Origin of the sequence: Streptomyces sp. NPDC058646 (assembly GCF_042716875.1) — a bacterium.
GTDB lineage: Bacteria > Actinomycetota > Actinomycetes > Streptomycetales > Streptomycetaceae > Streptomyces.
In genome coordinates this window covers 124854-141656 of sequence record NZ_JBHXRK010000012.1, presented here as the reverse complement: position 1 = coordinate 141656, position 16803 = coordinate 124854, and the positions used below count along the sequence as shown (strand labels likewise).

General features: G+C 71.9%; 12 protein-coding genes and 1 pseudogene. 6 read left to right on the top strand and 7 right to left on the bottom strand.

Annotation, left to right across the window (positions count from 1 at the left end; all coding sequences use genetic code 11):
• Positions 1–18 precede the first annotated feature (18 nt).
• Positions 19–1260, top strand: a complete 1242-nt coding sequence (locus tag ACFWUZ_RS17055) for a hypothetical protein (protein WP_384372842.1) — start codon at positions 19–21, stop codon at positions 1258–1260.
• A gap of 42 nt (positions 1261–1302) precedes the next feature.
• Here ACFWUZ_RS17055 and ACFWUZ_RS17050 read toward each other — a convergent pair whose 3' ends face one another.
• The gene (locus ACFWUZ_RS17050) at positions 1303–2814 is read right to left on the bottom strand and encodes a hypothetical protein (protein WP_384372840.1); all 1512 of its coding nucleotides are present in this window, start codon (positions 2812–2814) and stop codon (positions 1303–1305) included.
• A gap of 123 nt (positions 2815–2937) precedes the next feature.
• Here ACFWUZ_RS17050 and ACFWUZ_RS17045 point away from each other — a divergent pair, with 123 nt between their 5' ends.
• Positions 2938–3477: a WcaF family extracellular polysaccharide biosynthesis acetyltransferase gene (locus ACFWUZ_RS17045; RefSeq protein WP_384372838.1), complete on the top strand. Its 540-nt coding sequence runs from the start codon at positions 2938–2940 to the stop codon at positions 3475–3477.
• Positions 3474–4601: a glycosyltransferase gene (locus ACFWUZ_RS17040; RefSeq protein ID WP_384372836.1), complete on the top strand. Its 1128-nt coding sequence runs from the start codon at positions 3474–3476 to the stop codon at positions 4599–4601. The genes ACFWUZ_RS17045 and ACFWUZ_RS17040 overlap by 4 nt, the downstream gene beginning before the upstream one ends.
• A 32-nt stretch (positions 4602–4633) precedes the next feature.
• Here the strand turns inward: ACFWUZ_RS17040 and ACFWUZ_RS17035 are convergent, their stop codons facing one another.
• The 4 genes from ACFWUZ_RS17035 to gmd form a co-directional block, all read right to left on the bottom strand.
• A complete protein-coding gene (locus ACFWUZ_RS17035) occupies positions 4634–4852 on the bottom strand; it encodes a DUF6458 family protein (protein ID WP_384372834.1) in 219 nt (72 codons plus the stop codon).
• A 133-nt stretch (positions 4853–4985) separates the two neighbouring features.
• Complete coding sequence (locus ACFWUZ_RS17030) at positions 4986–5666, bottom strand: hypothetical protein (RefSeq protein ID WP_384372832.1); 681 nt, start codon at positions 5664–5666, stop codon at positions 4986–4988.
• Between the two features lie 137 nt (positions 5667–5803).
• Complete coding sequence (locus tag ACFWUZ_RS17025) at positions 5804–8581, bottom strand: LamG-like jellyroll fold domain-containing protein (RefSeq protein WP_384372830.1); 2778 nt, start codon at positions 8579–8581, stop codon at positions 5804–5806.
• Positions 8582–8826: 245 nt separating this feature from the next.
• Entirely contained in the window at positions 8827–9840 is a 1014-nt protein-coding gene (gene gmd, locus ACFWUZ_RS17020) for a GDP-mannose 4,6-dehydratase (RefSeq protein ID WP_384372828.1), read from the bottom strand.
• A gap of 243 nt (positions 9841–10083) precedes the next feature.
• On the opposite strand from gmd, the gene ACFWUZ_RS17015 reads away from it, so the two are divergent.
• Positions 10084–11028, top strand: coding sequence for a GDP-L-fucose synthase family protein (locus tag ACFWUZ_RS17015; protein ID WP_384372826.1), 945 nt, complete (start codon positions 10084–10086; stop codon positions 11026–11028).
• An 18-nt stretch (positions 11029–11046) separates the two neighbouring features.
• Here the strand turns inward: ACFWUZ_RS17015 and ACFWUZ_RS17010 are convergent, their stop codons facing one another.
• On the bottom strand, positions 11047–12522 hold the full coding sequence (locus ACFWUZ_RS17010) for a sugar transferase (RefSeq protein ID WP_384372824.1): 1476 nt from the start codon (positions 12520–12522) through the stop codon (positions 11047–11049).
• 381 nt (positions 12523–12903) lie between these two features.
• Here ACFWUZ_RS17010 and ACFWUZ_RS17005 point away from each other — a divergent pair, with 381 nt between their 5' ends.
• Positions 12904–15171 (top strand): M4 family metallopeptidase, encoded by a 2268-nt coding sequence (locus ACFWUZ_RS17005; RefSeq protein WP_384372822.1) that lies wholly within the window; start codon positions 12904–12906, stop codon positions 15169–15171.
• Between the two features lie 206 nt (positions 15172–15377).
• Positions 15378–16400 (top strand): hypothetical protein, encoded by a 1023-nt coding sequence (locus ACFWUZ_RS17000; RefSeq protein WP_384372820.1) that lies wholly within the window; start codon positions 15378–15380, stop codon positions 16398–16400.
• A 28-nt stretch (positions 16401–16428) separates the two neighbouring features.
• On the opposite strand, the pseudogene ACFWUZ_RS16995 reads toward ACFWUZ_RS17000, so the two are convergent.
• Positions 16429–16803: pseudogene (locus ACFWUZ_RS16995) on the bottom strand (hypothetical protein); the annotation flags it as partial.

The window sequence follows — 16803 nt, the reverse complement described above, 5'->3', positions numbered from 1 at the left end:
CGGACCGAGCGCGCCGCCGTGCCCCGCGAACCGCGGCGCGCGGTGGCCCTGCTGGCCTCCGTCGGGGACCAGGCCGCCTCCAGCCTGACCAACATCCTGGTACTCGTCCTGGCCGCACGGCTGTCCTCCGCGGACGGGTTCGCCGCCTTCTCGATGGTCTACGTGGCCTTCAGCGTGCTGCTCGGCCTGAGCATGGCGTACGTCGGCCAGACCGTGGTGCTGGAGCGCGGCGGGGCCGTCGGCCCGGCCTGCCGCTCGGCGGTCTCCTTCACCGCCCTCGCCGCGACCGCCGCCTCCGCACTCCTGCTCCTGACCGGCCTGGTCCTGCCCGGCGACGGCGGACGGGCGCTGCTCGCGCTCGCCCTGGTCCTGCCACTGGTTCTGCTCCAGGACGGACTGCGCTACTGCTTCTCCGCACTGCGCCGACCGCACCGTGCCTTCGCCGCGGACCTGCTGCGGCTGGCCTGCGCGGTGGGTGCGCTGGCCGTCCAGCCGCAGGGCGCGGGGCCCGCCCGGCTCGTGCTGGTCTGGGGGCTGTCCGCGCTGCCCGCGCTGGCCCTCGGGCTCCTGCTGCTGCGCCCGTTCACCGCCGGCCACCGCACCGATCTGCGCCGCTTCCTGCGCCGGGACCACCTCGGCCGCCGCTTCGCCGTGGAGTTCGCCGTCGGCAACGGCTCCAGCCAGCTCGCCGTCCTCGGCCTCGGGCTGTTCGCCACCCCGCTCGCGGTCGGCGCCCTGCGGGGTGCGACCACCCTGTTCGGGCCGCTGAACGTGCTGTTCAACTCCGCCAACGCCTTCGGGCCGCCCGTGCTGTCCCGGCTCGGCGGCAAGCGGGCCACCGTCCGGGCGACCCTGCTGCTGGGGCTGGTGCTGGGCGGGCTCGGCGCGGGCTGGGCAACCGCCCTGTACCTGCTGCCCGACCGGATCGGGCGGGAACTCCTCGGCGACACCTGGGCGGCCGCGTCCGGGCTGCTGCCCGCGACGGGGGCCCAGTACGCGGTGATGGGCCTGGGCACCTGTGCGCTGCTGACCCTGCGGGTGCTGAACCCGAGGGCCACGCTGTCGCTGCAGATCGTCTTCTCGCTGCTCTCGGTGGGCCTGCTGCTGGGCGGGTACGCGCTGTGGGGCGTGACCGGCGCGGCCTGGGGGCTGGCGGCCGGCTCGGCGCTCAAGGCTGCGGCCGCCTGGTGGCGGGTCGCCCGCCTGCGGGTGCCCGTCGCGGCGCGGGCCGACGGGGCCCGGCCGGCCCCGGCGGCCTGACCGTCCCGACGCGCGGGCGGCCCGACGCGCGGGCGGACGCGGTCAGCGCAGGGTGGTGGCCCTGTCCTGACGGTACGTCGCCACCAGCGCCAGGCACATCGCGGCGATCGCGACCCGCCCCGACGCCTGGAGCAGGGGTCCGCGCAGCAGGATGAACGAGTAGCCCGCGACCAGCGGGACGACCACCGAGATCAGGCTGCCCGGCGGGGCCCGCCGCGTGGCCCGTTTCGCGTAGCGCCGGTCGACGCGCGCGGAGGCGTACCCCATGCCCAGCAGCCCGGCCCCCATGCCCAGCGGCCCGAAGTCGATCCACAGCTCCGCCCAGATCGGGGAGGAGAGGTTGGTGTTGACCGTGCCCATCCACTGGCCGACCATCACGCCCGTGTCGCGCGGCTTCCCGGGCCACACCGCACGGGGCACCGCGAAGAAGACCGACCCGGCGAGCTGGCGCCCGTAGAAGTGGCCCGGCCCGGACTCCGAGAAGGTGATGGTGTTCGCGAACATGCCGATCTGGTCGTAGTCCTTGAGCGCCATCGGCTCCAGGAACGACGTGGTCTCGACCGGCTTGTAGTTCTTCTCGTCGTAGCGGAAGCGGTCCGCGAACGGGAAGATCAGCAGCGCCACGACCACGGCCATGGACAGTGCCACCCGGTACATCGCGGCGCTCACCGGGAAGACGGTGAACAGCAGCGCGAACATGACGGTGAGGAACCAGTAGCGCGGGTTCGAGATCGGGTTGTTGACCACCAGGTTCAGCACGGCCAGCGCCGACCAGGTGACGATGACCGACACCTTGCGGCGGGCGAACTTCGAGGTGATCAGCCAGCGCGTGTACAGCAGCAGGGCCAGCAGGGCGGGGACGGTGCCGAAGCCGCGCAGCAGCGCCTGGCCCGCCTGCCCGTCGCCGTTGGAGACGCCCGCCTCCTCGATTCCCGCGATGATCTCCTGGCGGCTGGAGAAGAAGACGGCGGGGCCGCCGAGCTTCATCACGAAGGCCGCGCTGGCCGCGAAGGCGAACACCGTCAGCAGCTGGAGGCGCCGCCGGTGCGCCATGACCGGGCGGGGCTCCTTCTGGGAGCCGCCCGCCCGGCCGGCCGGCCGGTGACGGGCCAGCAGGACGCCGACGTCGAAGGCCGTGCAGCCGAGCAGGACCAGGCCGATGGCGGCGGTGAGGTCGGAGCGGGGACCGACCACCGGGGTCGGGACCTGGCCGAGGACGGCCTGCGCGAGCGGGGCCACGCCCATCGCCATGTAGACGAAGAGCCAGAAGGAGCCCTGGAGCAGCTTGCGGCGGCTGGTGAGCACCATCGCGGAGAGCCGGGCGCCCGCGTACATGGTGAGCAGGAGCTGGAGCCAGAAGGCCGCGTCGTGCCGGCCGGCACCCGACTGGGCGGCGACGAACAACGGCAGGAAGACGGTGAAACCCAGGATGAGCGGTACGGACAGCGCCCGGGAGAGGAGGGTCCGCGGGAGGGTCGCCCTGCCCCACTGCGCCTCGTCCTCGGCCAGTTCCACGGCGGGCGGGACGGCGGGCCTGCGTATGTCCGTTGCCACTGCCGCCCCCACCCCATGTGCCTGGTCCGCGCGCAGTCTAGTCTGAGCGGGCGGCGCCCGGGGAGGCGCCCAGGGGCGGGGGTCCCCGGGACGGAGTCCAGGGGGAGGACGAAGGGGCTTCAGTTGCGGGATCTTCCTGCCTTCACGCTGGCCGGGTACGACAAGGGCCGCGGGCTGTTGACGCAGGCACTCTGGTTCGCCGTGATGAACACCCTGTTCATGGCCTGGTTCTGCCCTGCGCGGCTGCGGGTCGCGCTGCTGCGGGCGTTCGGGGCGCGGATCGGCGAAGGGGTGCTGATCCGGCACAAGGTGCGGGTGCTGTGGCCGTGGAAGCTCACCGTCGGGGACCACGCCTGGATCGGGGAGGGTGCCTGGCTGCTGAACCTGGAGCCGGTGACGATCGGTGCGCACGCGTGCATATCGCAGGAGGCCCTGCTGTGCACCGGCTCGCACGACCACCGCGCCGCCGACTTCCGCTACCGCAACGCGCCGATCGTGGTCGAGGACGGCGCCTGGGTGGCGGTACGGGCCACCGTGCTGGCCGGGGTGACCGTGGGCCGCTGCGCGGTCGCGGGCGCGGGCTCCGTCGTGCACAAGGACCTGCCGGAGCTGACCCTGCAGACCCAGGACGGGCGTCGCCGCCCGGTGGAGGAGCCGAAGTGAAAGTCCTGCACGCCGTCACCCTGCACTCCCCCTCGCACGCCTTCGGCGGGCCGGTCCGGGTCGCGCTGAACCTGACGAAGGGGCTGCGGACCCGGGGCCACCAGGCACGGCTGCTCGCCCTCGGAGAGGGTTTCCCCGAGCCGTGGCCCACGGAGGTCGAAGGGGTCCCCGCCCAGCTGTTCCCGGCCCGGCGGCTGCTTCCGCTCGGCTTCAGCGGGATGACCTCACCGGCGCTGCTGGCCTCGGCCGGCCGTCTGGTGCGGGACGCGGACGCCGTCCACGTGCACCTCGCCCGGGACCTGGTGACCCTGCCGGTGGCCCTGGCGGCGCTGCGGGCGGGCAAGCCGCTGGTGCTGCAGACCCACGGGATGGTGGACCCGAGCGAGAAGCTGCTGGCGAAGGTGCTGGACGCGGTGGCCGTACGCCGGCTGCTGCGCGGGGCGGACGCGGTGCTGTACCTGACCCCGCACGAGCGGGCAGGCCTGGACGCGGTGGCGGGGTCGCCACTGGAGAAGGCGGTCCGCCTGGTCAACGGCACTCCGGCGCAGGAGGCGCGTCCCGCTCCCGCCGGCGCGCCGCGGATCCTGTACTCGGCGCGCCTGCAGGCCCGCAAGCGGCCGGTGGACTTCGTGGACGCGGCCCCGGCGGTCCTCGCCGCGCACCCGGACGCGCAGTTCGTGGTGGCGGGGCCGGACGAGGGCGAGCTGGCGGCCGTACGGGCCCGGATCGCGGAGCTGGGCCTGACGGACCGCTTCACGGTCCCGGGGGCCCTGTCGAGCGCGGAGGTCCTCACGGAGCTGCGCCGCGCTCACGTCTACGTACTGCCCTCCGTGGACGAGCCGTTCCCGATGTCGGTGCTGGAGGCGCTGGCGGTGGGCGTCCCGCCGGTGGTGACCCACTCCAACGGCCTCGCCCGGGACATCGCCCGCTCGGGAGCGGGACTGGCCGTCGAGCCGGGCCCTGCGGGCGTGGCGGCGGCGGTGCTGTCCCTGCTGGACCCCGGGGCCAACCGGGCCGCGTCGCTGGCGGCCCGTGAACTGGCCGCGTCGTCCTTCTCGATGGACGCGGTGCTGGACACGCTGCTCGCGGTGTACGAGGAGGCCCGCCGGCCGGCGCTCCGCTGAGGCGGGGAACCGGCCGGGAGCCGCCCTGCGTGCTAGATGACGTCCCGGCGGTGCTCCTCCACCACCGGGAGGGCGCCCATGGTGCGGCGGCGCTTCAGGACGCTCGTGTACACGGCGAGTCCGATCGCCCCGACCGCCATCATGATCAGTCCGACCAGGTCGAGGTCTACGCTCTGCATCTCCCAGTCGGTGGCGAAGGTGAGGATGGCCCCCACCACGATCAGGCCTATGCAGCCACCCAGGCCGCCCATATGACTCGCCTCCGCATGCATGCCGGTGTCTCGTGGTCACCTACTGGGAACGCGGCTACCCCGGACGGGAACACGGAAACGCCCCGGGAGTCCGGCAGTCCGGACCTCCGGGGCGTTCACGCCTGCGTCGGCCCTACGCCGGCACCCAGGCGTAGCAGCCGCTGGAGTTGAACTCGGCCGTGCCCGCCGGGACCGCCGCCGTGATCTTGTCCCCGGCCTTCGGCGGGGTCTCGGGGCCCGAGGCCAGGAGCGACCCGTCCTTGCCCTTCGCCTCCCACGTGCAGTTCGTGGCCTGCGTCAGGGCCCGGTAGTTGCCCGCGGCGGGCGACTTGCGCGGGCCCTCGGCGAAGCCCTTCTCCGCGGCGGCCAGGATCGGCTTCTGGGCGGGGCACAGCATCGGGATCGCGTCCTTCGCGCCCGGGATCTCCCCGGTGATGACGGCCCCCGTGGCCGCGTCCTTGTCGCGCTTCGCGGTGCGCTCCACCCGCTGGCAGGCCTCCTGGCCCGTCTGCAGGACGGCCGCCGGGTCCATCTTCTCCGGGACCCGGCCGCTCAGGTACTTCTTCTCCTCGGCGGTGAAGCTGCCCGTCTTCGGGGTGAGCTTCGCGTCGGGGAGTACGGGGCCCGTGGGCTTCGCCTCGGGCGAGGCCTCCGCCGCGGGCGGGGCGTCCGCGGGGTCGGGGGCGGAGGACGAGGCCGGGGGCTTCGCCTTCACCTCCGAGCCGGAGTCGGCCTTGTCTCCGCCCGAGCTGCAGGCGGTCAGGGTGAGGGCGGCGGCCAGCAGGACAGCAGCCGCTGCGGAGCGTCGGTACATCGGGGGGCTCCCGTACTTACTGGGTGGGGTGAGGGGGCGTCGGGCGGTTCGGGGCCGCACTCCCCAAGGGTGCGGGGCCCGGCCCCCGTAGGAGCCGGGCCCCGCACGCCGTCAGGCGGTTGTCCGGTCGCCTTCGGTTACGGTGCGCCGAAGGTGAGGACCAGCTGCGGAGTGCCCTCCGCCGCGGTGGCCTCCGAGGACCAGATCCACAGCGGATCGGTGCCCTTGCTCGTCAGGCCCATGCTGTAGCTGCTGCCCAGCACCGCGGAGACCGCGGCGGTGTCCAGCTCCACGTTGTGGACCGCCGAGCCGTCCGGCACGCCCGCGAGGGTGCCGAGCGGGGTGGTGCCGAGGGTGGGCTTGGTGTTGAAGGTCGTGCCCGCACCGCTCCAGGTGCCGGTGACCGGGACCACGGAGACGGTGTCGGCGGTGCCGGCTCCGGCCTGCGTGGAGGTCTTGATCTGGAGCGAGGCGGCCTTCAGGACCTGGCCGGCCGGGGCTGCGGGCAGGTTGAACCGCAGGTACGTCTCGTACGCCGAGGTCCCGCGCACCGCGAGGGAGGTGGAGGAACCGTAGGCGGTGCCGGGGGCTCCCTGGTTGATGTAGGTGTCCTCGGTCGCGTTGACCTCGGTGACCGTGTCGGCCGCGGCCTTGGCCAGGTCGAAGTGGCTCTTGACCTGGGCCTGGGTGAGCGCCGTCGGGTAGACGGCCGACTCGTCGAGCTGACCGGCGAAGAAGTTGCTGGTGGGGCGGGTGGGCCAGCCGGAGAGGTTGTCACCGCCGACGTGCCAGTAGCCGCCGTAGGTGCCGGTGCTCTTGGCGTTCAGCGAGCCCTTGTTCTGGCCGTCGACGTACAGCGTGATCCCGTTGGGGCCCTGGGTGCCGACCACGTGGTGCCACTTGTTGTCGTTGTAGGTCTCGAAGAAGCCGGTGGACACGGTCCGGTTGGAGCCGTCGTTCACGCCGAAGACCAGACGGCCGGTGTTCGTCATGTAGAGGTGCCGGTCGTACATGCTGCTGTTGCGGGTGGTGTTGTTGCCGAACCCGATCAGCTTGCCGCCGCGCGTGCTGTTCGTCTTGAACCACGTCTCGACGGTGAAGGTGTTCCCGACGCTCTGGCGGCGGTCGCCGTGCAGCTTCTGGCTGGTCCCGTTGAATCCCATGGCCGTGCTGGCACCGGTGACGGCGCCGGGGCTCTGGCGCAGGGCCGGGGCGTTGATCTGGACACCGCTGGTGTTGCCGGCCGAGGAGTCGGCGACGTACGGGCTGACGGTGTCGTCGTAGCGCCAGTAGAGCTGGGCGCCGTCCGTGCGGACCTGGTTCGGGTAGGGCTGGACCGAGGCCGGGACCGTCACCGAGGCGGCGGCCGACAGGGCGCTGGTGTTGCCCGCCGCGTCGGTCGCCGTCACGCGGTAGGTGTACGACTGGCCGGCCTTGACGGTGCTGTCGGTCCAGGAGGCCTGCGGGCGCTCCCACTCCAGCGAGTCCGCGGTCACGGTGGCGGCCGGGGTGGCCGAACCGTTGCGGTAGATGCGGTACGTCAGCTTGCTGTCGTCCGCGTCGTAGCTGGTGCGCCAGCGGACCTGGGCCTCGCCCGGCTTGACGCCGGCGGCGCTGGCGACCGGGGTGGTCGGGACGCCGACGTCACCGGTGGAGGCGAAGCGGGTCAGACCCTGTTGCGGGGTGCCGTTGATGAGGGTGAACTCACCGCCGACCCACATGTACTTGACGTCGTTCTTCTCCGCCACGGCCATGACGCGCGGCCCGATGCCCTCGCCGAGGCCGTCGTTGGCGGTGGGGTGCCAGCCGAGCTTGCGCGGGCCGCGGACGAAGCCGTCCACGGGCGCGGGGGCGGCGCCTTCGTGGTCGGTCGGCTGGGCCAGCAGGAAGTGGCGCTTGCCGTCGGGGAACTCCTGCTCGGTGGTGCAGTCGTGCGCGTGCGAGGAGCTGTAGAGCACTCCCTGGTACGGCAGCACGAACTGGGTGGCGCCGAGGCAGCGGTCGCGCCACTTCTCGCCGAAGTCGCTCAGGCGCAGGCCGATGCGGCCGTCGAAGACGCCGCCGCCGGATCCCTCGTTGCCCGTGTAGAAGCCGGTCTCGTCGGTGGAGATGTCCTTGACGACCGAGTTCGACGGGATGTTGGTGTACGTCTTGGCGACCGCGCCGGTGGTGGCGTTCACCACGGCCAGTGCGTGCGTGTTGGAGCCGTTGACGGTGAAGAAGTCGCCGCCCAGCAGCACGTTCTTCCCGTCCGGGGTGACCTCGATCGCGCGGCCCGGCTCGTCGGCGTTGGCGACGAAGGGCTTCAGGGCGCCGGAGGTGGCGTCGACCGCGGCGAACCGCTCGCGGGTCTGGCCCTCGACCTGGTAGAAGTCTCCGGCCGCGTACAGGGTGTCGTCGGTGACGGCGAGCCCGCGCACGGTGGAGGGGAAGCTCGGGTGGAACGAGGCCTTGGGGGTGCAGGTCGCGATGTCGATCGCCGCGACGCTGGAGACCGGGGTCCCGTTGACGGCGCCGAAGTAGCCTCCGGCGTACAGGGTCTTGTTGTCCTTCGAGACGACCAGCGTGCGCACGGTCGCGGTGCCCTCGCCGACGGTGAAGGCGAGCTTGCAGGCGGTGGGGGTGCCCGTCGCGGCGTCGAGCGCGACGAAGTTCACGGCCTCCTGCTCGGTACCGCTGCCGGAACCCTCGGGCGGGCGGACCGCCGAGAAGGTGCCGCCGGCGAACACGGTGCCGTTGGCCTGGGCCATCGCCCAGACGATGCCGTCGGGCTGCCAGGTGGGCAGCTGGTCGGCGGTGAATGCCACGGGCTGGGTGATGGCCGACGCCTGGGGCATCAGCACCAGGCCTATACCGGTGCCGGCACCGGCCAGTGACAGGACGAGGGCAGCAGTCAGCCCTCTGGATCTACGCATGAGCCCCCCAGGGCATCGCCCGGTTTGATGGCTGAAACTATCCGAACAGCCATATGTACTGGCGCAGACTAGGGCTCACGTGAGGGCCCGGTCACCTCACTTGACCCCTTGCATACCAAATTGGAATCAACAGGGTTCAGCACGGAGGGTGCACTACGGACATACGGCAGCTTTGCCCCGGTCACGCCCGCATCGAACGGTGCCGCATGACCGGAACACGGCAAAGCGTAGGGGAAATATAAGGCCTAGCGATCGATGCGAACGGTCACGCCCGCCAGTTGGTCCTCGACGTGGCGGATGTCGGCATCGACCATGATCTTGGCCAGATCCGCAACCAGGACGGTCGGCTTCCAGCCGAGCAGGTCATGGGCCTTGGAGGCGTCGCCGATGAGGGCGTCGACCTCGCTGGGGCGCTCGTACTTGGGGTCGTAGCGCACGTGCTCGTTCCAGTCGAGGCCCGCGTGCGTGAAGGAGGCCTCGACGAACTCGCGGACGGTGGCGGCCACGCCGGTGGCGACCACGTAGTCGGTGGCCTCGTCCTGCTGGAGCATCCGCCACATGGCGTCCACGTACTCGGGGGCGTAGCCCCAGTCACGGACGGCGTCGAGGTTGCCGAGGTAGAGCTTCTCCTGGAGGCCGGCCTTGATCCGGGCGACCGCGCGCGTGATCTTGCGGGTCACGAAGGTCTCGCCGCGGCGCGGGGACTCGTGGTTGAAGAGGATCCCGTTGACCGCGAACATGCCGTACGCCTCGCGGTAGTTCACCGTGGTCCAGTAAGCAAAGACCTTGGCGGCGCCGTACGGGCTGCGCGGGTGGAACGGGGTGCCCTCGTTCTGCGGGGGCGGGGTGGCGCCGAACATCTCCGAGGACGAGGCCTGGTAGATGCGGGTGTCGATGCCGCTGGCCCGGATCGCCTCCAGCAGCCGCAGCGCGCCGAGGCCGGTCACGTCGCCCGTGTAGAGGGGCGCGTCGAAGGAGACGCGGACGTGCGACTGGGCGCCGAGGTTGTAGACCTCGTCGGGGCATATCTCGCGCAGCAGGTTCACCAGGGCGACGCCGTCGGACAGGTCCGCGTGGTGCAGGACGAAGGACCGGTTGGCGGTCTGCGGGTCCTGGTAGATGTGGTCGATCCGCTCCGTGTTGAAGCTGGAGGAGCGCCGCACCAGCCCGTGCACCGTGTAGCCCTTGGAGAGCAGGAGCTCGGCCAGGTACGAGCCGTCCTGCCCGGTGACGCCGGTGATCAGTGCGGTCTTGCCCATGTGGGGTCCCCCTGAGGTTCGTTCGTTGCGGTTCATGATGATTCGGTGTGATTCGACGTGGTTCGGTGCGGGCGCGGGCCGCACGTGCCGGGTCCCGGCAGGGGGAGGCTCCGCACCGGGCCGTGGCCCGGGGCCGGATGGGTACCGTACACGGCCCCTCCGGCCCGCCCGCGGGGCCGGGACGCCGCGGTGCGATCCGGACCTCTGCCACCCGCGCGCGGGCGGACTGGCATCATCGGCGGTATGACAAGTTCGCTGCCGCTCCTGCCCCCGAACGCCCGTGTCTTCGTCGCGGGCCACCGCGGCCTCGTGGGGTCCGCGGTCGCCCGCCGGCTCACCGCCGACGGCCACGAGGTGCTCACCCGGGGCCGGACCGACCTCGACCTGCGCGATGCCTCCGCGACCGCGGCGTACCTGAAGGACGCCCGCCCGGACGCGGTGGTGCTGGCCGCCGCCAAGGTCGGCGGGATCATGGCCAACAGCACGTACCCCGTGCAGTTCCTCGAGGACAACCTCAAGATCCAGCTCAGCGTGATCGCCGGGTCGCACGAGGCCGGAGTGGGCCGGCTGCTGTTCCTCGGCTCCTCCTGCATCTACCCGAAGCTGGCCCCGCAGCCGATCAGCGAGGACGCCCTGCTGACCGGCCCGCTGGAGCCGACCAACGAGGCGTACGCCCTCGCGAAGATCGCCGGCATCGTCCAGGTCCAGTCGTACCGCAAGCAGTACGGGGCCTCGTACATCTCGGCCATGCCGACGAACCTCTACGGCCCCGGCGACAACTTCGACCTGGAGTCCTCGCACGTCCTGCCCGCCCTGATCCGGCGCTTCCACGAGGCCGCCGCCGAAGGGCGCGAGGAGGTCACGCTGTGGGGCTCCGGCACGCCGCGCCGGGAGTTCCTGCACGTGGACGACCTGGCCGCCGCCTGCGCCGTCCTGCTGGAGCGCTACGACGGGGACGAGCCCGTCAACATCGGCTGCGGCGAGGACCTGACCATCAGGGAACTGGCCGAGACGGTCGCCGAGGTGACCGGCTTCCAGGGCAGGCTCGCGTGGGACACGTCCAAGCCGGACGGGACCCCGCGCAAGCTGCTGGACGTCGGCCGCCTCACCGGGCTCGGCTGGAAGCCCGGCATCCCGCTGCGGGACGGCATCGCCGCCACGTACCGGTGGTGGCGCGAGCAGGGCTGACCTCAATTCATCGGCCCCTCAGTACGCTCCGCGACCGTCGACGACGGCGCGGAGGGTACGGCCCATGACGTCGACATCGCTGGTGAAGGACCAGTTGTCCACGTACTGAAGATCAAGCTGAATCGTTTCGTCCCATGACAGGTCCGACCGTCCGCTGATCTGCCACAGCCCCGTCATACCGGGCCGTACGGTGAGCCGGCGCAGCTCGACCTCGTCGTACTTCGCCACCTCCTCCGGCAGCGGCGGGCGCGGTCCGACCAGCGACATGTGCCCGCTGAGCACATTGAAGAGCTGCGGCAGTTCGTCCATCGAGGTGCGGCGCAGCAGCCGGCCCACCCGGGTCACCCGGGGATCGCGGCGCATCTTGAACATCAGGCCGTCGTTCTCGTTCGCCCCCGCGAGGTCCGCCTTGCGGGCGTCGGCGTCGACGACCATGGTGCGGAACTTCCACATGACGAACGGCACCCCGTCGCGGCCGATCCGCCGCTGACGGTAGAAGGCCGGGCCATGGGAGCCGAAGCGTATCGCCAGGACGATCCCGAGGAACAGCGGCGACAGCAGCAGGAGTCCGATCCCGGCCCCCGCACGGTCCAGGACCGACTTGAGCAGGGTCTGCCAGCCGCGGCTGACCGGCGGTGCGACCCGCAGCACGGCGAGCCCGCCCGCGGTCAGGGTCTCCAGCCGCTTGACGGAGACCTCCACCAGACCCGGGAAGACCGCGAGTTCCAGCCCGGCGTCGTGCAGCGCCCAGGCGACCCGGCGCAGCCGGTCCCCGGCGAACCGTGCACCCGGGGCGACGAGCACCAGGTCGGCGTGGTGGCTGCGGACGGCGCCCAGCACGGCCGCGGAATCGCCGCCCGGCGCCTGGGGCATGGCCTCGCCGAGCCGGGCCGCGACCGGCACCCCGCTGGCGGAGGCCCCGGCGCCGACCGGGACCACGCCGACCACGACGTACGGGTGGTCGGTCCGTGCGGCGAGGTGCGCGATGACGTCCTCGGCGGCCTCGGGCTCACCGACGACCAGGACCCGGCTGACGGCCTGGGCCTCACGGCGGGCCGCGGATAGATGACGGTAGGTCAGCTTGTGACAGGCCACGGTGATCAGCAGGGCGGGCAGCAGGGCGCCGAGGGCGGACAGCCGGGGGGTGTCCTCCTCCGTCACCACGCGGGCCACGGCCAGGACGCCGATGAGAATCAGCCAGTCGTGGAGGACGGGCAGCACCCCGCGCGACTCCCCGAGCATCCGGGCCGCGTACCGGCGGCGCAGCGCCTGCACCCCGGTCCACGCGAGGGCCGCGCCGAGGGCGCAGTACACGGGTCGTACCTGCTGGGCGGCCTCGAAGACGAGCCCGACGGGAACGGCGGCACCGAGGAAATCCGCGGCGAGGGCGGCGGGCAGGTACCACCGCGCCTTGTCACCGAGCCGACGGGCAGGCGCCGTCGACCCCTGGGCCGTTCTGGCCACTCTTTGCGCAGGAAAATGAACATGCCTCATGGGCCCCCCTGGCACGTGGTCTATGTCTGTCGCGAGTGTCCACGGCTTCCCCAGGCAACGGACATCTGTCGCACCGGGAAACAGTACGACAAACGCCCGTACGGTAAATGCCGTTTGGGTTAACGAGGCCTCTTGTTGCCCAAGCGTTAGAAACCGGTATCAGTCGTTCCTGTTGTCGCACTCTTCTCTCGCACACAAAGGTGAATGGTCCGGATACCGGATACGTCTCTTCGGACAACGAACCGTTTCCGGCCAACCTTTTGACGCGACCCTGACATTCCGCGCCGCAAGTGGCAATCTTCGACCGTTCATCGCACCAGCCCTGATCTGCCCGGCGGCCCACCCAGCCTGCCGGAACCCCCCTTGCAGAAGGAGTCTGCGTTGAGGTCCACCCCCCAGCGGCGCGCCACGGCGGCCGGCGCGCTCATTGCCGCGGCAGCCCTGCTCGCCGTAGGCATACAGACCGGCACCGCCACCGCCGACGCCACCGCGTCCCAGGCAGGCACCGCCGTCCAGTCCAACCCGGGCGCGGCCAACCGCGTACTCAGCGCTTCGGAGCGTGCGACGCTCCTCGCCGAGGCCAATTCGACCACCGCGCAGGCGGCCAAGGCGCTCGGCCTGGGCGGCGGCGAGAAGCTGATCGTCCGCGACGTGGTCAAGGACGCGGACGGCACCACGCACACCACGTACGAGCGCACCTACGACGGCCTCCCGGTCCTCGGCGGTGACCTGACCGTCCATGCCAAGGACGGGGTCACCAAGAGCGTCACCAAGGCCACCCACCACGAGATCAAGGTCGCGGACACCAACGCCACGGTCACCCCCGCGGCAGCGGAGAGCCAGGCCGTCTCCGCCGCCGCCGAAGAGGGCTCGAAGGACGCCAAGCCCTCCAAGAACGCCCGCAAGGTGATCTGGGCGGCCGAGGGCGCTCCGGTCCTCGCGTTCGAGACCGTCGTCGGCGGCCTCCAGCACGACGGCACGCCGAACGAGCTGCACGTGGTGACCGACGCCAGGACCGGCGCCAAGATCACCGAGTGGCAGGCCGTCGAGACCGGCACCGGCAACACCATGTACTCCGGCCAGGTCACGATCGGCACCTCGCAGTCGGGCGGCAGCTACAACCTGACCGACGCCACCCGCGGCAACCACAAGACGTACAACCTCAACCGCGGCACCTCCGGCACCGGCACCCTCGTCTCCGGCCCGGACGACACCTGGGGCAACGGCCTGCCGGCCAACCTGGAGACGGCGGCCGCCGACGCCCACTACGGCGCGCAGGTCACGTGGGACTACTACAAGAACGTGCACGGCCGCAACGGCCTGCGCAACGACGGCGTCTCGCCGTACACCCGCGTCCACTACGGCAACAACTACGTGAACGCGTTCTGGCAGGACTCCTGCTTCTGCATGACGTACGGCGACGGTGACGGCAACGCCAAGCCGCTCACCTCCACCGACGTGGCCGCCCACGAGATGACCCACGGCCTGACCTCGGTCACCGGCAACATGACCTACAGCGGTGAGCCCGGCGGTCTGAACGAGGCGACCTCCGACATCATGGCGGCGGCCGTCGAGTTCTACGCCAACAACCCGCAGGACGTCGGCGACTACCTGGTCGGCGAGAAGATCGACATCCGCGGCAACGGCACCCCGCTGCGGTACATGGACAAGCCGAGCAAGGACGGCTCCTCCAAGGACGCCTGGTACTCGGGCATCGGCTCCATCGACGTCCACTACTCCTCGGGCCCGGCCAACCACTGGTACTACCTGGCCTCCGAGGGCTCGGGCGCCAAGGTCGTCAACGGCGTGAGCTACGACTCGCCGACCTCCGACGGCCTCCCGGTCACCGCCATCGGCCGCGACGCCGCCTCGAAGATCTGGTTCCGCGCGCTGACCACCGGCCTGTTCAAGTCGAACACCAACTACGCGGCCGCCCGTACGGCGACCCTGCAGGCGGCGGCCGACCTCTACGGTGCCGGCTCGGTCACCTACAACAACACGGCGAACGCCTGGGCGGCCATCAACGTCGGCCCGCGCATCGTGAGCGGCGTCTCGGTCACCCCGATCGCCAACCAGACCACCCAGGTCAACACCGCTGTCAGCCTGCAGGTCCAGGCCACCAGCACCAACCCGGGCGCGCTGAGCTACGCGGCGACCGGCCTTCCGGCCGGCCTGTCGATCAACTCCTCCACCGGCCTGATCTCCGGCACGGCCACCACCGCGGGCACGTCCAACGTGACCGTCACGGTGACCGACTCGCAGAGCAAGACCGGGACGGCGTCCTTCACCTGGACGGTCGGCACCGGCCAGCAGAACGTCTTCGAGAACACGAACGACTACCAGATCGCGGACAACGCCACGGTCGAGTCCCCGCTCGCGGTGACCCGCACCGGCAACGCCCCGAGCACGCTGAAGGTGGACGTGAACATCGTCCACACCTACGTCGGTGACCTGGTGGTCGACCTGGTCGCCCCCGACGGCAGCGTCTACAACCTGCGCAACCGCAGCGGCGGCAGCGCGGACAACATCGTCCAGTCCTTCACCGTGAACGCCTCCTCCGAGGTCGCGAACGGCACCTGGAAGCTCCGCGTCAGGGACGCTGCCAGCCAGGACACCGGCTACATCAACAGCTGGAAGCTCACCTTCTGACCCCACCGGGGTCCGGGTGAACGACAGCTGAACCGCTGAACACGGGGCCGCCCGGGAGCAAACCCCCCGGGCGGCCCTGTCCCATGGGCCGTGTCCGGCCGGGACCACCTGCCCCCGGGCCCGGGATCTCCGGCGCCGCCGCGCGGCTCCCGGACGGGGAGACTGATTGCCATTTCCGCGAGGGGGGCCTCGACGAGGGCGCACCGATGCGCACCACCCCGCGGCTGCGCGCGACCGGCGGGGCCCGGGCAGAGATCCTCACCGTCCTCGGCGACTTCGCCGAGGTCTGGCTCGCGAAGGAGGGACATGACGGCCTCGTCGGCATCAACTACCTGGAGAAGATCCAGCTGGCCACCGCCCCCGCGATGTTCGGCGCGATCCTGGCAGGCGTCGACCACGTGCTCGTGGGCGCGGGAGTCCCCGGTCAGATCCCTGCCCTCGCCTCGCGGCTGGCGCGCTGCGAACCCTGCGTGACCAAGATCGCCTTGGAGGGCGAGGAGCAGCCGGTCGACCACCTCTTCGACCCGGGTGCGCTGCTCGCCGGACACCTGCCGGGCCCGCTGCGCCGCCCGTCCGTCATCGCCATCGTCTCGCTCCCGGTACTGGCCGCCTACCTGGCCCGCGACGAGGCGACCCGCCCCGACGGCTTCGTGATCGAGACCAGCGGGGCGGCCCCTTCGGCCCGGGCCGAAGGGGCCGCCGGGGTGCAGGTGGGCAGCGCCTTCGCCCTCTGCGAGGAGTCCGCGATGGCCCCCCACCTGCGCGAGGAACTGCGCGGCCGGGCCCACGAGGGCACCCTCACCGTCCGCAACGACCCCGAGGCCTCGCCGACCGCCTTCCCCTTCGAGGTGGCGGAGCTGCCGGGCACCGTGTCGGAACCAGAGGTGGCCGCGGCGCGGCGGCGGGTGTGCGACCTCGGTTTCCTGCGCACGCCGGTACGGGGGCCCCGGGGCCTCGCGTACCGCTGCGCGGCCGAGCCGGTGGGGAGTTACGTCCGCAAGGGCGGGGACGCGGCCGACACCCGGGGCCGGCAGTGCCTGTGCAACGGGCTGCTCGCCACCATCGGGCTGGCGCAGCGGCGGCCCGGCGGCCGGGTGGAGCCCCCGCTGGTCACGATCGGCAAGGACCTGTCGTTCCTGCCGGTGCTCTCCCCCGGCGCCGGGCCCTACACGGCGGCGGACGTGGTGCGGTGGCCGGCTGCCGGGGCCGGCGAGCAGGTGCGGGGCTGACGGTGCGGGGCCGGCGGCCGGCCGGCGGTCAGCCGAGGGAGCGGAAGACGTCGGTGAGGAAGCCCTCGTCGAACTCTCCGCCCTGGTCCGCCCCGAAGTCGGCCGCCCCGTCGGCCCCGTCCGCGAGCCCCTGGTCGTCGCCGCCCTGACCCTGCTCGGGACGGCCCTGGCCCTGCTCCGGACGGCCCTGGCCCTGTTCGGGACGACCTTGGCCCTGCTCCGGGCGGCCTTGGCCCTGCTCGGGACGGCCCTGGCCCTGGTCCTGCTCGGGACGGCCCTGGCTCTGGTCCGGACGGCCCTGGTCCTGCTCGGGACGACCTTGGCCCTGCTCCGGGCGGCCTTGGCCCTGCTCGGGACGGCCCTGGCCCTGGTCCTGCTCGGGACGGCCCTGGCTCTGGTCCGG

What these genes read in the sequence shown, in the direction of transcription:
- ACFWUZ_RS17015 (WP_384372826.1), top strand. Translation starts at nt 10,084, where the DNA reads ATGACAAGTTCGCTGCCGCTCCTGCCCCCGAACGCCCGTGTCTTCGTC.
- ACFWUZ_RS17010 (WP_384372824.1), bottom strand. Translation starts at nt 12,522, where the DNA reads ATGAGGCATGTTCATTTTCCTGCGCAAAGAGTGGCCAGAACGGCCCAG.
- ACFWUZ_RS17025 (WP_384372830.1), bottom strand. Translation starts at nt 8,581, where the DNA reads ATGCGTAGATCCAGAGGGCTGACTGCTGCCCTCGTCCTGTCACTGGCC.
- ACFWUZ_RS17030 (WP_384372832.1), bottom strand. Translation starts at nt 5,666, where the DNA reads ATGTACCGACGCTCCGCAGCGGCTGCTGTCCTGCTGGCCGCCGCCCTC.
- ACFWUZ_RS17000 (WP_384372820.1), top strand. Translation starts at nt 15,378, where the DNA reads ATGCGCACCACCCCGCGGCTGCGCGCGACCGGCGGGGCCCGGGCAGAG.
- ACFWUZ_RS17035 (WP_384372834.1), bottom strand. Translation starts at nt 4,852, where the DNA reads ATGGGCGGCCTGGGTGGCTGCATAGGCCTGATCGTGGTGGGGGCCATC.
- gmd (WP_384372828.1), bottom strand. Translation starts at nt 9,840, where the DNA reads ATGGGCAAGACCGCACTGATCACCGGCGTCACCGGGCAGGACGGCTCG.